14 protein-coding genes are annotated in these 13,689 nt (G+C 51.0%); 9 read left to right on the forward strand and 5 right to left on the reverse strand.

All coding sequences use genetic code 11. The features are described 5' to 3' along the window. Nucleotides 1–9: 9 nt before the first annotated feature. The gene (locus tag CHB92_RS07870; protein ID WP_089318639.1) at nt 10–393 is read right to left on the reverse strand and encodes a DUF6334 family protein; all 384 of its coding nucleotides are present in this window, start codon (nt 391–393) and stop codon (nt 10–12) included. Between the two features lie 131 nt (nt 394–524). Here CHB92_RS07870 and CHB92_RS07875 point away from each other — a divergent pair, with 131 nt between their 5' ends. Further along, complete coding sequence (locus CHB92_RS07875) at nt 525–1,505, forward strand: AraC family transcriptional regulator (RefSeq protein ID WP_089318640.1); 981 nt, start codon at nt 525–527, stop codon at nt 1,503–1,505. A gap of 78 nt (nt 1,506–1,583) precedes the next feature. After that, complete coding sequence (locus CHB92_RS07880) at nt 1,584–2,519, forward strand: DUF1684 domain-containing protein (protein ID WP_089318641.1); 936 nt, start codon at nt 1,584–1,586, stop codon at nt 2,517–2,519. Nucleotides 2,520–2,838: 319 nt separating this feature from the next. Here CHB92_RS07880 and CHB92_RS07885 read toward each other — a convergent pair whose 3' ends face one another. After that, nucleotides 2,839–3,798, reverse strand: coding sequence for an NAD-dependent epimerase/dehydratase family protein (locus tag CHB92_RS07885; protein WP_089318642.1), 960 nt, complete (start codon nt 3,796–3,798; stop codon nt 2,839–2,841). Between the two features lie 218 nt (nt 3,799–4,016). Here CHB92_RS07885 and CHB92_RS07890 point away from each other — a divergent pair, with 218 nt between their 5' ends. After that, nucleotides 4,017–4,682: a thioredoxin family protein gene (locus CHB92_RS07890; protein ID WP_089318643.1), complete on the forward strand. Its 666-nt coding sequence runs from the start codon at nt 4,017–4,019 to the stop codon at nt 4,680–4,682. A gap of 54 nt (nt 4,683–4,736) precedes the next feature. Here CHB92_RS07890 and CHB92_RS07895 read toward each other — a convergent pair whose 3' ends face one another. Further along, entirely contained in the window at nt 4,737–5,156 is a 420-nt protein-coding gene (locus tag CHB92_RS07895; RefSeq protein ID WP_089318644.1) for a VOC family protein, read from the reverse strand. A gap of 17 nt (nt 5,157–5,173) precedes the next feature. After that, a complete protein-coding gene (locus CHB92_RS07900) occupies nt 5,174–7,153 on the reverse strand; it encodes a peptidylprolyl isomerase (protein WP_089318645.1) in 1,980 nt (659 codons plus the stop codon). A 117-nt stretch (nt 7,154–7,270) separates the two neighbouring features. Here CHB92_RS07900 and CHB92_RS07905 point away from each other — a divergent pair, with 117 nt between their 5' ends. The 6 genes from CHB92_RS07905 to cysK all read left to right on the forward strand — a co-directional run bounded on the left by CHB92_RS07905 (nt 7,271) and on the right by cysK (nt 12,987). After that, a complete protein-coding gene (locus tag CHB92_RS07905; protein ID WP_089318646.1) occupies nt 7,271–7,756 on the forward strand; it encodes a hypothetical protein in 486 nt (161 codons plus the stop codon). A 25-nt stretch (nt 7,757–7,781) separates the two neighbouring features. Then, nucleotides 7,782–8,282 carry a hypothetical protein gene (locus CHB92_RS07910; RefSeq protein ID WP_089318647.1) on the forward strand — a complete coding sequence of 167 codons (501 nt, stop codon included), beginning with the start codon at nt 7,782–7,784 and terminating at the stop codon, nt 8,280–8,282. A 126-nt stretch (nt 8,283–8,408) separates the two neighbouring features. Then, nucleotides 8,409–9,590, forward strand: a complete 1,182-nt coding sequence (locus tag CHB92_RS07915; RefSeq protein WP_089318648.1) for an MFS transporter — start codon at nt 8,409–8,411, stop codon at nt 9,588–9,590. A gap of 369 nt (nt 9,591–9,959) precedes the next feature. After that, a complete protein-coding gene (locus CHB92_RS07920; protein ID WP_089318649.1) occupies nt 9,960–11,114 on the forward strand; it encodes a hypothetical protein in 1,155 nt (384 codons plus the stop codon). Between the two features lie 98 nt (nt 11,115–11,212). Beyond that, the gene (epsC, locus tag CHB92_RS07925) at nt 11,213–12,046 is read left to right on the forward strand and encodes a serine O-acetyltransferase EpsC (RefSeq protein ID WP_089318650.1); all 834 of its coding nucleotides are present in this window, start codon (nt 11,213–11,215) and stop codon (nt 12,044–12,046) included. A 23-nt stretch (nt 12,047–12,069) separates the two neighbouring features. Continuing rightward, nucleotides 12,070–12,987 carry a cysteine synthase A gene (gene cysK / locus CHB92_RS07930; RefSeq protein ID WP_089318651.1) on the forward strand — a complete coding sequence of 306 codons (918 nt, stop codon included), beginning with the start codon at nt 12,070–12,072 and terminating at the stop codon, nt 12,985–12,987. Between the two features lie 32 nt (nt 12,988–13,019). Here cysK and CHB92_RS07935 read toward each other — a convergent pair whose 3' ends face one another. Next, on the reverse strand, nt 13,020–13,499 hold the full coding sequence (locus tag CHB92_RS07935; protein ID WP_089318652.1) for a DUF2267 domain-containing protein: 480 nt from the start codon (nt 13,497–13,499) through the stop codon (nt 13,020–13,022). Between the last annotated feature and the right edge of the window lie 190 nt (nt 13,500–13,689).

A 13,689-nucleotide genomic window follows, 5' to 3' on the forward strand; every position in this document is an offset into this window, starting at 1 on the left:
GTCTTGTCTTTATCGGTAACGTTGGAAAATGGAAAGCCTTAGCTGGGCATTTTCTGCCAGAAGTTGCACATTGGTCCCCTCCAAATCGTCAAACTCCAACTGGAAAGCATCCTCATAGCCGCGCTGGTTCATCATCCGCCAGATGTAGCTGATGCGTTTGCGCTGGTTGGATATCTGTCTGCGGCTAAATTGTTGTTCCAAGGCTCTAAGGTCCAGCTCGGGCAGTACCGAAACAGTCACCTCGTCATAATCCATGTCCACGGCAACAGCCAGAAACACGTCCTCCACCTGGAACACGACCTGCTCCAGCCAGCCGTGGTCCAGGTCGTACAGGGCAAAGGCTTGCCTTACTTCTTTCCCGGTCAGGGCTTCCAGATCGATTATACTTTCCATATATTCTAAGGTATAAAATTATACTTTGCCAAACTATAGCTGCATCTATTTAAGCGCTTTCTTACTTTTACAGAAACCAGACTGTTACACATGACCCAGGAAGCTCATTCTCTAAGTGCCCGTCGGTAGGCTTGTTGTTGCATGTGCTGCGCCAGCAGGGGCAGGACGTGGTTGCGATTTGTCAGCAAGTGGGCCTCGATCAGCGGTTGGTGCAGGACGTAAATGCCCGTGTCTCTGTAGAAACGGTACAGGATCTGTGGAATGCTTCTATCGCTGCCACACAGGATCCAGACCTGGCGCTGCACGTAGCCGAAACCATTAATCCTACCTCTATGGGCACCATCGCTTACGTGATGATGAACGCTGCCAACCTGCAGGAGTCGCTACAGAAGCTGTGCAAGTACCAGGATATTGTATGTGGGGCTATTCAGACGAGTTTAGAGGTGCAGAGGGAGGAGGCTTTTGTGAAGCTTCAGGTGGTGAGCCCAGTCCTGCAAAACCCGCGCAACGCCCTGGACTCGGAACTGGTCATTTACAAGAACGCCTTTGCAGCTTTGGTGGGGCAGCCGGTACTGTTTAAGCAGGTGCTGTTTACTTACCCAAAACCGGAGAGCATACAGGAGCATGCGCGCCTTTTTGCAGGTGCAGAGCTGGTGTTTGGGGCAGAGCACAGTGGGCTTATTTTTGACAGTAACTACTTAAAGTTGCCCGTGGTAACAGCTAACCCTGAGCTGAACCAGCTGTTTGAGAAGTATGCAGCGGAGTACTTGCAAAGGCTGCATCAGCCGAAAACGGTGCGGGAGCGGGTGCAGCGTGAGATTGCCCAGCAGCTGAAAGGGGAGGAACCAAGCATACATGCTGTTGCCCGGAACCTGGCTATGAGCGTGCGTAGCCTGCAAGCCCGGCTACAGGAAGAGGGTGCAACCTACCAGAGCCTGCTGGACGAGGTGCGGAAGGAGATTGCTGTAAAGCACCTGCAGGATAACCAGCAGACGATCTCTGATATTGCTTACCTGTTGGGTTTTGCCGAGCCAAGCGTCTTCTCCCGCTCTTTTAAGAAATGGACCGGCGTGCCGCCCGCTGTTTATCGCCAGCGCACGGTAGCAGCTTAAGCCAGGAAAAGGCGACAGACATAAGACAAAGAACTTGGGGAAGCACTAAAGCTTCGTGCTTTCCTGTTACACTTCTATATGAATAAAACACTCATAGCCTTTTGGTTAGCAGGAGTTGTGCTAGCATCCTGCTCACAAGATCACACAGGTTCAGACACTGAAAGGATTTCAGCTGTTCCGGAAGCCGATACCGCCTATGAGGCAAGCATAGACCAGTGGCATGCAGCGCGCGAGGCGAACCTGCAGCAGGAAGATAGCTGGCTGGCGCTGACGGGGCTCTACTGGCTGGAGCCGGGAGAGAATACTTTTGGCAGTGCTACTCATAACGACGTGGTGTTTCCGGAGGGGAAGATAGCCGCCCAGGCAGGCAGCTTTATACTGGATGGGAATGCGGTACGGCTGCAGGTAAACGATGGTGTAAACGTGCAACTAAATGGCGAGCCTCTGCAACAGGAGGCGGTGGTTTTCGCACCAGAAATGGAACATGCCCCGGAGTTGCGACATGGGCCGCTGAAATGGACGGTTATCAAGCGCGGCGACAAGTATGGCGTCAGGCTATGGGATACCGAAAGCGAGGCGCGCGAATCCTTCACAGGTATCGCGCGCTACCCGGTACAGGCGGCATGGAAGCTGGAGGCAAGATTGGAGCAGAACCCATTGCCTAAGCAAATTCCCATTACCAATGTGCTGGGGCAAACCTCTCACGAGCCTTCGCCCGGGGCAGTAATCTTTGCTGTGGATGGTCAGCAGTACCGCCTGGATGCCCTGGAGGAGGGGGAGGAACTGTTCATCATCTTTGCTGATAAAACCAACGGTACCGAAACGTACGGCTCCGGCCGTTACCTTTATATCCCTAAACCAGGTCCAGACGGCAAAACTGTCATTGACTTTAACAAAGCTTATAACCCACCGTGCGCCTTCACCGGCTATGCTACTTGTCCGCTGCCACCGAAGCAGAACTTCCTACCTGTAACTGTTACTGCCGGGGAGAAAAGTTATGGGGAAGGGCATTAGAATAGCAAAGCTTGTAGAGGCAGGTTAGTTACAGCATAAGTTATCCTATCTTAGCTCGCTTTATAGGAGTTTTCATTTTCTAGTATATTCTAGTAAAATCTGCCTAAAATTTTATACTATTCTACCATATTGCCCTTTGGGGAGCTCTATCCGGAATCCTGTTTAGATCTCTTACAGCTTCGCTGGCTCCCTTCGGCTCTCACCGCAAGAGTGTTCGAGATGACCCAGTAGCCAGTGCTGACAGAGAAGGAAAAGGCTTACCCAGTTTTTCGTGAGGCGCTGGGGTAGGGGCCTTCTGTTTGTAGCTGTTACGGCTCCGTCACTGCACATTTTCTTTAAACCACTCCAGTGTGTCAGCAATCGCCCGCTTCATGGGCGTAAGGCGAAGATCGGGCAATGCCTGGCGTAATTTATCATCGTTTAGCAGGATCGTGTTTTGCCAGAGATACCCCATTTCGCTAATCTCCCGCATGCTTGGGGAGAACAGGCCCATCAATTTAAACAACCACCCTGGATACAACCTGTACTTTGGGGGCGTGCCTGCAGCAGCAGCGATTTGTGCCTGCCATTGTTTTATGCTGGGTACCACCTCCCCGGCAAAGTTATAAACGGCATAGGGCTCTTGTGGTGTTAGCTTTGCGAGTCTATAAAAGACACGGGCGGCGTCGGGGGTATAGACCAACTGGTGGGGAATGTCGTTACGGATAAGCCAGGGCATGGGCTTGCCTGCCAGTGCTCCCTTAAAAATAGGTGCTATGCCTTCGTTCATCACGTTCGGCCCCCAGAAATCAGGCATGCGCAGGTTGATGACGCGGCACTTCCCCTGCTCGGCTGCCCCCTGCAACATTTGCTCTAGTTTAACCCGAATGGCCCCTTTCTTCGTACCAGGCTTTGGAGGTGTCTTCTCGGTAATGACATCGATTTGTCCAAAATTGTATATGTTTCCTGGGAAAAAAATAGTAGATTTGTTTATGGCTGCGGCCGCTGTTACATTTTGTGTGACACGCTCCATGTTGTTCTGCCACTGCTCGTAAGGGTAGTTCACCCCGTGGAAGATATGCGTTGCTTCTGCACCTAAGCGCTTCAGCAGTTCTCCGTCTTGCGCATCTCCTTCTACCAGGTGTAAGGTAGGGTGCTGGCCAAATAAATTGTCGGCCTTCTGTTTGTCTCGTACCAGTAGTGTGACATGCTCCTGGTGCTGCAAAAGTTCCTGTGTAAAGGCATATCCGATACTGCCTGTTCCGCCGAGTACTAAAAATCTGAAGGCATTGGTTGTCATGATGCTGCGGTTATAGTTTATACTACAAAGGTATGGGTGTCAGTAAGATTTGCGCTTGACAGATGGCGCAATCGGCTTGACCGATTACGCAAAACCACCCGTACAGAAGGCTACTTTCATGACGAGGGCTAATTAAGCGGAACTATTCAAAACGAAGGCTTGTAATATATAACTGAGTATATATCCTTTTCAACAGTAGAAACCAACAATATAGAAATATGGCTGAGACACTTAACGCTACTACTACACCGATCACATCTGAACACTTAGAGAAAGCGATTTCTTACGCACAGTACCGTGACTTGATAGATAATCTGTTGGCAGCGGGAAAAACCACCGGCACAGACCATTCGGACGCCATGGTGGAATATACGCGTATGAATACGCACCGCATGCGCCGGGTTGAGAAAGTTACCGTACTGGACGATGAACTGGTACAACTGCTACTGAGCGTGCAAACGAAGATGATCTGGGTAGTGTTAACAGAAGCGTGGTGTGGCGATGCAGCACAAAGCTTGCCTGCTATTGTGAAGATGGCAGATGCCTCTCCGCTTATAGACGTAAAGCTCCTGCTACGGGATGAGAACCCTGAGTTAATGGACCAGTTCCTGACCAACGGCGGCCGTTCCATTCCAAAGCTGATCGCCTTGGATGCGGAAACGCTGAAAGTGCTCGGTACCTGGGGACCACGCCCGGAGCCTGCCCAGCAGCTATTTACCGAGCTAAAGGCGCAGAACGTGCCCTACACTGAGTTTGTGGAAAAACTGCACGGCTGGTACGCCAAGAACAAGAGCCGAAGCTTGCAACAGGAGTTCAAGCCCCTGATCGCTGAATGGTCGGAGCTACGGTCTCCGGCTGATGTGGCAGTAGAGCGCTGTTCTTAATAAGTGATAGATGTTATAAAAGCAAAGGCGGCACGAAAGTGCCGCCTTTGCTTTTTAACCAATGCCTGCTGTGGGCATTAAGACCAGTCGCCAGCCGTCCGGATCTTCAACAGTAACAGCTCCTTTTTCTTTCCAATAGGGGTTTTCCGGGGCTACTTCTGGATAACCCATTTGCATCAGTCGTTTGGTAACAGTACCTATACTTTCCTTGTCCGGAATGTACAGCACCAGCAGGTTATCTTTTGATGGTGCGGGGCAAGGGCTGCCAGCCTCGTGCTGCGTGAACTCTAAGTGGTAGGGGAGCCCGGGTAGCCCAATCATGATGCCGTCATAGCCCTTGTGCTGGGCGAAGGATCCTAGCTTCTGCAGGCCCACACCTTCACAGTAAAAACGCGCTGTTTCTTGTAGTTTATCTGTAGGCCGGGCTATGCGCACTTGCGCGACAGGGAGCCCTTCTGGCCAGTCTTCTTTCATCGTTCTTATAGTCGGTTTTAGAGATTTCTCTTACCCGGGTTTACCGGTTTGCGCACCAGTTCTACGTCCAGGATCCGGTCGCCTACCTCTAGCTGATGCACAACAGGCATTCCATCCACCACTTTGGCAAAGATGGTGTAGCGGCCGTCCAGATGCGGGGTAGAGGAGTGGGTGATGAACCACTGGTTACTCTCGGTGTCTTTGCCCGCAGAGGCCATGCCCACATATCCTTCCCGGTAATGAAGAGGGGCAAACTCCGAGCGGATAGAGTAGTCGGAGCTACCCCAGCCATCGCCTCTCTTGTCGCCGCCCTGCGCTACAAAGTTAGGGACTACCCGGTGAAAGTACAGGCTGTCGAAAAAGTCCTGCTTTGTAAGTTCTACGAAGTTAGCCACAGACCCAGGGGCATCCTCCACGAATAACTGCAGGGTAATGTTCCCTTTCTCTGTCCGCAACAGCACCTGCTGATCCACAGGTATCGTCTTTACCAAAGCCCAGTCAATAGGGTGGGTAAAAGGGTTTTGCGGTATTTCTGTTTCCTCCTTACCACTCAGGTAATCGATCGTTTTCTGCAATTCTATGTTTGTCTCCATGTCGCGGGGTAACTCCAGCTTTTGCTGGGCCTCCGTCAGGAAATCGTAGGTACGGTACTGGCTACGTAGCTTGAGTTTTTGGTCGCGGATGGCCGCGGCGGCAATGCCTGTTAGGGCTACGTCACCTGAGCCTACCGCTCTTTTCAAAGTCTCGGCAAATTCGTTTTCCAACTTCCGGGGGAAGTCCGGTTGCTGGCGCATCAGGATCAGGCTTTCTATGCCGGTAGTACTCACAACCGGTGCCTGTGCTGTAAAGGTCTCATCTGCTATGAACTTAAAATTATTGTAGTCGCCAGACAGCCCTCTTAGCAGTTGGGCCTTTTCGTAAGGGGAGCGGAGGTATTGGTACTGCTGCTTATAGCGCTGATTCAGGTAGGTGCGGTTATGCGGAAGGCTATTGTGCAGTAAAACCCATATCAGATTACCACGCACGCGGGCATCCTGTATCTGTGGCAGTACCTCTAGCAACACTTCCGGGGGAACCCCTGTTGGGTTAGCTTGCAGAAACTCGGCAGTTGCCACAGCCGTGTTGATGTTGTCATCCTGCAGAGCGGCCAGTACCGCTTCTTTTATCTCTTCAAACTCTTGCCCTGCCATGGCCCGCACAGCACTCAAGCGTACCCGGTAATCGGCATCGCTTTGTGCAATGTTCGATAAAAAGCTGGCTTTGTCCGGGGCATTAACCCTTCCCAAGGCCAGCGTAGCAGCCATGCGCACCTCCGGCGCTTCATCAGACGTTGCGGCTGTGAGGATATCCTGGCGGTGTGGGGTTAGGTTTAACTTAGGGGTACGAGCCAGAAAGTGCGCAGCTGCCAGGCGTGCCTCATAGGGCTGTGCAGGCGACAAGAGCTGTACGGCCTCTGCCACTCCCTGCTTCGTGTACTGCTGCCGTAAGCCTGCCCGGTACAGCCCCCAAGCCTTTCCAGCCTGCGCCACAGGGGTAGAAGGGGCATAGGAGGCCAAAAAAGTTGCGCCTGCAGGAGTGGCTATTTTACCGAGAGCTTCCAGTAACTCTGCCTGTACGACAGGGCGCTGCTCTTGCGACAGATGCTGGATTAGCCCCATCTCGGCTTTCTCATGCCCGATCTGCCCTAAAGCATAGGCCGCCGCCTCGCGCACAGCAATGGTGGTATCGTTTAGCAAGCCCAGGAGGGCGGGGACGGCCAGGGTGTCCTGTACTGAGGCAAAGGCTAAGGCAGCTTCGGTGCGGTACTGCGGCTTTGCATGGTTTAGGTATGGTAACAGGGCATTTGTGTTGCGTTCGTCCTGTAAAGTATAAATCCGCTGTAGCTCTGCGTCGCCGAACTTGTTTATGGCAACCGGTTCTTTAGAGCGCTGAAAGGGAAGGTACTGGCAAGCAGAAAGGGTGGCCAGGGCGAAGGCCAGGGTATATTGTATTTTCATGTTTGTCTTACGATTCAAGCCTTAAGTTAACTAAAAAGTGCTACACACTTGCCATAAGTTGGAAGATGAAGCGTTTGACATATTTCCGGAATTTGCTATTTTTAGAGAAACCAGCCCATGCTGATGATGCAGGAGATCAGTGTCAGACTTTTTGAAGGAGCTTATTCGCTCCAGTCAAGAAACGAAAAACGTTTGCTGTTTTTCGCGCTGCTTGCTGTAGGGGTACACCTGGGTTTGTTAATATACCTGGCAGTGTCAAAACACTTTACTCCGGCGCTGGTGTTTGTTTTTCTGCTAAATTTGCTGGTGCCGGCATATTTCTTTTTCAGAATATGGCTGGACAGTAAGCCGAAGTACCGTCGCCACCTTACCCTGCATGAGGAGGGGGTGCGGTACCGCTCCAGATTTCTGGAGAAAGAGAGTGAGTTTGACTGGGACGAAGTGGATACTGTGCACATACGGCTCTTTAAAGTCATCTTTGTGCTCAAGAATGAGGAAGTGCATGAAATAAGCCTGGAGCGGATCCAGAACGACACCGTTCTCTGGCAAGTGAAAGAACAAATCTCAGAGATGGTGCAGCGCAAGGAGATCGTGCTCCAATAAAGCTGCTTGCCATAAAACGAAACCGATGTACGTTAACTTATTCCCGCGCAAGCAGCTGCGCGCTACCAAAAAGTCTGTCCTGGTGTTGGGCCTGTTCCTGGGTGTAGGCGGTGCATATGCGGTGTTGCGCGAACTCCTGTGGCAAACTGCGTTCCGGCCCTATTGGGCGATGGCAAGCGTGCTTATTGTGCTTATCGGGCTACTTTGCCTGGCTGTTGCGACTGATTTTATCCGGCTAAAAGACGCTTATTTTTCGATGACACCTGAGCGTGTTTCCTACCGCCTGGCCGTATGGGGGCGTGAGCACTTTTTGCTTTGGAAGGACGTGCAGGCATTACAGGTGACGAAACATTGGGTTAGTTTTATCCTGCACAACGGGGAAATAAAGAAGTTGCGGCTAGGGCTTATTCAGAACCCTGAGATTGCGCACCATGTTTCCCGAAGTATACACTTGGCGGCGCTGGAAAAAGGGCTTCCTGTAAATGATGTATTACCCTCAGCGCCTGAACCCTCTCTCCAGGTGTAGTCGTTTTAAGGTGTCCTGTCTTCAGGGCTTTTCCCCCTTCTTTGCTAGTGCACAGTAACACCTAGCTATTAGCTCATTAGCACTTCTCGAAAACCTTTGCCACCTTTGTAGGAACAAATAAAGGCTATGGCAGAGAAGATAAAAGAGGTATACGGGGTACAGTTTGGTTTACTTTGCCTGAGTTCTTTCCTCTTCTTTGCAAGCTTTAACATGATCATCCCGGAGTTGCCGGATTACCTGAGCAGCCTGGGCGGTGAAGAGTACAAAGGCCTGATTATTTCGCTCTTTACACTTACAGCCGGTCTTTCGCGCCCTTTTAGTGGTAAGCTGGCGGATCAGGTGGGGCGAATTCCGGTGATGATCTTTGGGGTAGGGGTATGCATAGTAGCAGGCTTTTTATACCCCTTAACCGGTACAGTGGCAGCCTTCCTGTTTCTTCGTTTTTTACACGGCTTTTCTACGGGCTTTACCCCAACAGGTAAGGCGGCTTATGTGGCTGACGTGGTGCCGGTGGCCCGCCGGGGCGAGGCGATGGGCTTGCTGGGCCTTTCCGGGAGTTTAGGTATGGCGGCAGGGCCAGCCATTGGCGGGGCCATTGCCAACCAGTGGTCAGTAGATGCCATGTTTTATGCCTCCTCTCTGATGGCTTTCCTGTCTATTGCTGTAATCTGGAACATGCAGGAGACCTTAGACGATCCGAACCGCTTTCAGGTAGGCTTGCTGAAAATATCCCGGGAAGAACTTTTTGAGCCGCGGGTACTGGCACCGTCCCTCGTTATGCTGTTCACTTCCTTTGCTTTCGGTACCATCCTGACCATCATCCCAGACTTTAGCGAGCACCTGGGGATTGAGAACAAAGGGCTCTTTTTTACCTCTTTCACCCTTTCCTCTTTGGCGATCCGTTTTCTGGCTGGCAAAGCCTCCGACCGCTACGGGCGGGTAAACGTACTTCGGGTTAGCACCTTCCTGTTAACCGTTGCCATGTTTGTCATAGGTTCGGTTTCCTCGGCTACTGCGCTTTTGCTCTCTGGTGTGCTGTTTGGCGTGGCCGTCGGCATGAACTCACCCACCATTTACGCCTGGACCATAGACCTGAGCCATGAGGCGCGCCGGGGGCGGGCTATGGCCACCATGTACATTGCTCTGGAAGCAGGGATTGGCATAGGCGCTTTGTCTTCAGGCTGGCTGTACGCCAATGAGGCTGATAACTTCTCTCTGGTTTTTTGGACGGCAGGCGTGTTTTCGCTGTTGGCCTTCCTCTATCTGGTACTACAGGTCCGACACAGTGCACAGTCTGTGCTGGATTAGTCCTTCTCACTTTTTCATTCTTTTTCTTACGATTGAGTTAAAGGGTAAAGAAACCTGCGATACTCTATTAAACTGTACTAGTTAGTGGGCACCAAATAAATCGCTCCTCTGAAATGGTGTCATTTCTGAAGTGTCGAAATTATTGTGCTTACCTAACATTAGATAGTATTAAAGGTAAAAGGTGCAGCTTGACTGTCTAACTTACTTTTTCCTGATGTTCACTAAAAGTAATCTGATATTTACCTGTTAATCAGAGTGTACGCCTAATCTTTTAAAGCTCCTGTAGTATATGTAGAAGCTTTAAAACAGCAATTAGTTACTGTTTGCGTCATACTTCAATTATTTAAACTATATTTTAAAAGACTAACTATGAGAAATAACTTTTATTGGAGACTCTTAGGTTGTTGCCTGGCCACTGTTGCGCTGATGAGCTGCGAGAAGGAAGAACTAGCGAACCCCGATCTGGTAGGGCTTGCAGCACAACAGGCAGTTGAAACCGGTGACTATACGATAGATTTTGAACAGTTTACAGCGACAAACCCAGAGGACCTGCCTTTCATTACAGAAGTAACCGGTGCTTATGGTACGGTTGGCGTGTATAACATGCGAAGAACATCTGGGGGTGAGTGGCAGGAAACGAACGTTGCCAGAATATATGACGCAGCTAACCCTACGGGTGATGATGCACATGACTTAGGACAGCCTGAACATCTTGGGAAGATGCTAATCGCTAACCAGTACACAGAGGCAGAGATTGCAGCCAATCCAGATGGTACTGATGAGGGCAATGGTAGAATTGCCGGGCCGAACGATAACGCCTGGGGAGCCAGAATGGAGCTGGACTTTAGCAGCATTGAAGGGGATGTTACGCTAAACTCAATAGACGTGATTGATATAGATAATAATCCTATCGAGAATCGTTCATACGTACAGTTAGTATTAACTGATGACAGCACCGTAGACTTTGAGTATCTTAAAATGCATGAGAAGGAGGGCGCTGTGGAAACTGTTAATTTAAATGGGACTAGAGGCGTAAAGAAACTGATCGTTATGTTTGATGGTGGTGAATGGAATGGCTCCGGTGCTATTGATAACATCAGTTTTAGTGTGGAAAGAACAACCACTCCTCCACCACCAACTGAACCTTATGGCTGTACCCTAACACAGGGCTACTGGAAAAACCATGCATCCGGGAAAAAGTACGATACCAGATGGGGTGGGATAGAGAAAGATGATTTCTATAACAGTGACAAAACGTACCTGGAAGTGTTGAAGACAGCTCCTAAAGGAGGAAATGCGTATTACATCCTGGCCCATCAGTTTATTGCTGCTAAACTGAACATGCAAGGAGCCTCTTCTACGCCTGCCGTAACAGAAGCTTTTGAAAACGCAGAAGACTACTTTGAGAGCCATGAGCCTGAAGACCCCTATGAAACTGTTGACCGGGCACTTTTAATTGAGTGGGCGGAAACATTAACAGCCTACAACGAGGGTAAGATTGGCCCTGGCCACTGCGAGGAGTAAGGGAAGAATGAATTAAACTCAAAGAGGGCCTTAACAAGTGCCCTCTTTTTTTGTTGGAGCTAAAACACCAACTTGCGGGATACGTTTTTAGACCCATCATGAATAGTCAATTCGTAAACACCTTATTCAAGCACCACCAGGAGGCAAAGCACCATTTGCCCGCCTCTGCCATTTGCCATCTGGTAGAAGGCGTGCTGCAGCTGCTGTTTCCGCCCTTGGCAGATGAACGCTTCGAAACCGTTAGAGAGCTGGAAGTATATGCCGACGGATTGCAGCACGACTTGCTCCGCACCCTGACGAGCATAGAGCCACAACTGCCACAATCTGCGAGGGAAGTGGCGCAGCAAATGATGGAGCAGCTGCCCTACATACACCAGCTGCTCTTACAGGATGCGGAGGCCATTGCAGCCGGAGACCCCGCCGCGCAGAGCATCGGGGAGGTGATCCGTACGTATCCTGGCTTCAAAGCCATAGCCGTGCACCGGATGGCACATGCGCTGTACCAGCTACAGGTTCCCTTGTTCCCCCGCGTGCTGTCAGAGTATGCCCATGCCCGAACAGGCATCGACATCCACCCGGGTGCCCGTATTGGCTCGAATTTCTGTATTGACCATGGCACTGGCATTGTGATCGGGGAGACTTGCCTTATCGGAGATCACGTGAAAATATACCAGGGTGTAACGCTCGGGGCCTTAAGTGTAGACAAGGCCATGGCTAACATCAAACGGCACCCCACCATAGAAAGTGGCGTGGTGATCTATGCAGGGGCAACCATTTTGGGAGGGAACACAGTAATTGGGAAGAACAGTATTATTGGTGGTAACGTATGGCTTACGGAGAGTGTGCCGCCTTACTCCCGCGTGTACCACAGACCGCAGGTAGATGTCCGTCGCGCTGCTGACCCGGCAGAGGCCATTAATTTCTCAATCTAACAATCAACCATAAACAGGAACGCATGAAAGCCAATTCAGTACTGGGTGTCATCGGAAACACACCGCACATTCGCATCAACAAGCTCTACAACAAAAAGGTAGAGGTCTGGATGAAATCAGAGCGCAGCAACCCCGGCGGAAGTATCAAGGACCGGATTGCGCTGGCCATGATAGAAGATGCTGAGAAGAGAGGAGTACTGAAAGAAGGCGGAATGATCATTGAGCCTACCTCCGGTAACACAGGGGTGGGTTTGGCAATGGTGGCTGCTGTAAAAGGCTATCCTGTTACCTTGGTAATGCCGGAATCCATGTCGCTGGAGCGCCGTCGCCTGATGACAGCGTATGGCGCCAGGTTAGAGCTGACACCCCGTGAGAAAGGGATGAAAGGGGCCATCGAACGGGCCAGGGAGATGTTAGAAGAGCACGACAATGCCTGGATGCCCATGCAGTTTGATAACGAGGCCAATACCCAGGTGCACGTTGACACGACGGCAAAGGAGATACTGGATGACTTCCCGGAAGGGTTTGACTATGTGATCACGGGCGTGGGTACGGGTGGCCATATCACAGCCGTGGCAAAGGTGCTGAAAAGCAAGTTCCCTAACCTGAAAGTTTACGCCGTAGAACCCGCTGCCTCACCTGTCTTAAGTGGCGGAGAACCAGGGCCACACCCGCTGCAGGGTATCGGCGCTGGCTTTATCCCTAAGATAATGGATACCGCTGTGCTGGATGGCGTGATAAAAGTGCAGCAGGACGAGGCTTTTGACTACGCCCGGCGGGCAGCACGCGAAGAAGGGCTGTTTGTGGGTATTTCATCCGGGGCTTCCTTGGCGGCAGTAGGCAAAAAAATAGAAGAGGAGATACCGGAAGGGGCCAAAGTACTCACCTTCTGCTACGATACAGGTGAACGCTATCTGTCAGTAGAGGGGCTGTTTGTGTAGCCTTTTCAACAGTGACAGCGCAAAGCCTCCTGTTATAGATAGGTAGCAGGAGGCTTTGTGCTGTTATCAGCAGCCTGCTCTGCTGCGACCGGTTCCCTAATCTCTTCGCTCAGAAAGCCCTGCACCTTGTTTAGCTGTTCTGTTCCCAAAAACTTTTGTAGTACCCGTAGCACCGCCTCGTAGGACTGCTGAATCTCTTCGTCCTGCTGGAAGTCGTTGTTGGCTGCAAAGGCGTTTTTACTTCGGATATAATGCAGCCACTCCTGTCTGTCCCGGATCTTTACAGGTACTCTGTCAGGATTGTACTGGTCGTAAAAAATGCCTTTCCAGATAATAGGCAGCTGTGCGGCAAAGTGCACTGCTTCGTTTACAGGCAGTCTGTCGCGTATGGCATGCAACACCGCACGGAACACGCGGCAGGCTTTGCCCATATCATCTGTGCCTAGCTCGTCTGCCACTTTCTGTTGCAAAAGGGTAGCGGCTTTCTTGTTCTCCTCAAAACTCAAAGACATAAGCTTAATCCTTTACATGACACATACTTACCAAGTTAAGGTACGACCCGGAACAGGGGTAGTTTGAGGAGCGCCTGGTTTACAGGTAAGCGTCCGGAAAATGATGGTAAGCGTCTTACAGGCAGGGAGAAGGGTGGTGCCTGGGCGGGCAGCCTTATCCTTTACGTATATCCTTCCGTTAACAGTTCCA

Source organism: Pontibacter ummariensis, assembly GCF_900188175.1.
In the GTDB taxonomy this organism is placed as follows: domain Bacteria; phylum Bacteroidota; class Bacteroidia; order Cytophagales; family Hymenobacteraceae; genus Pontibacter; species Pontibacter ummariensis.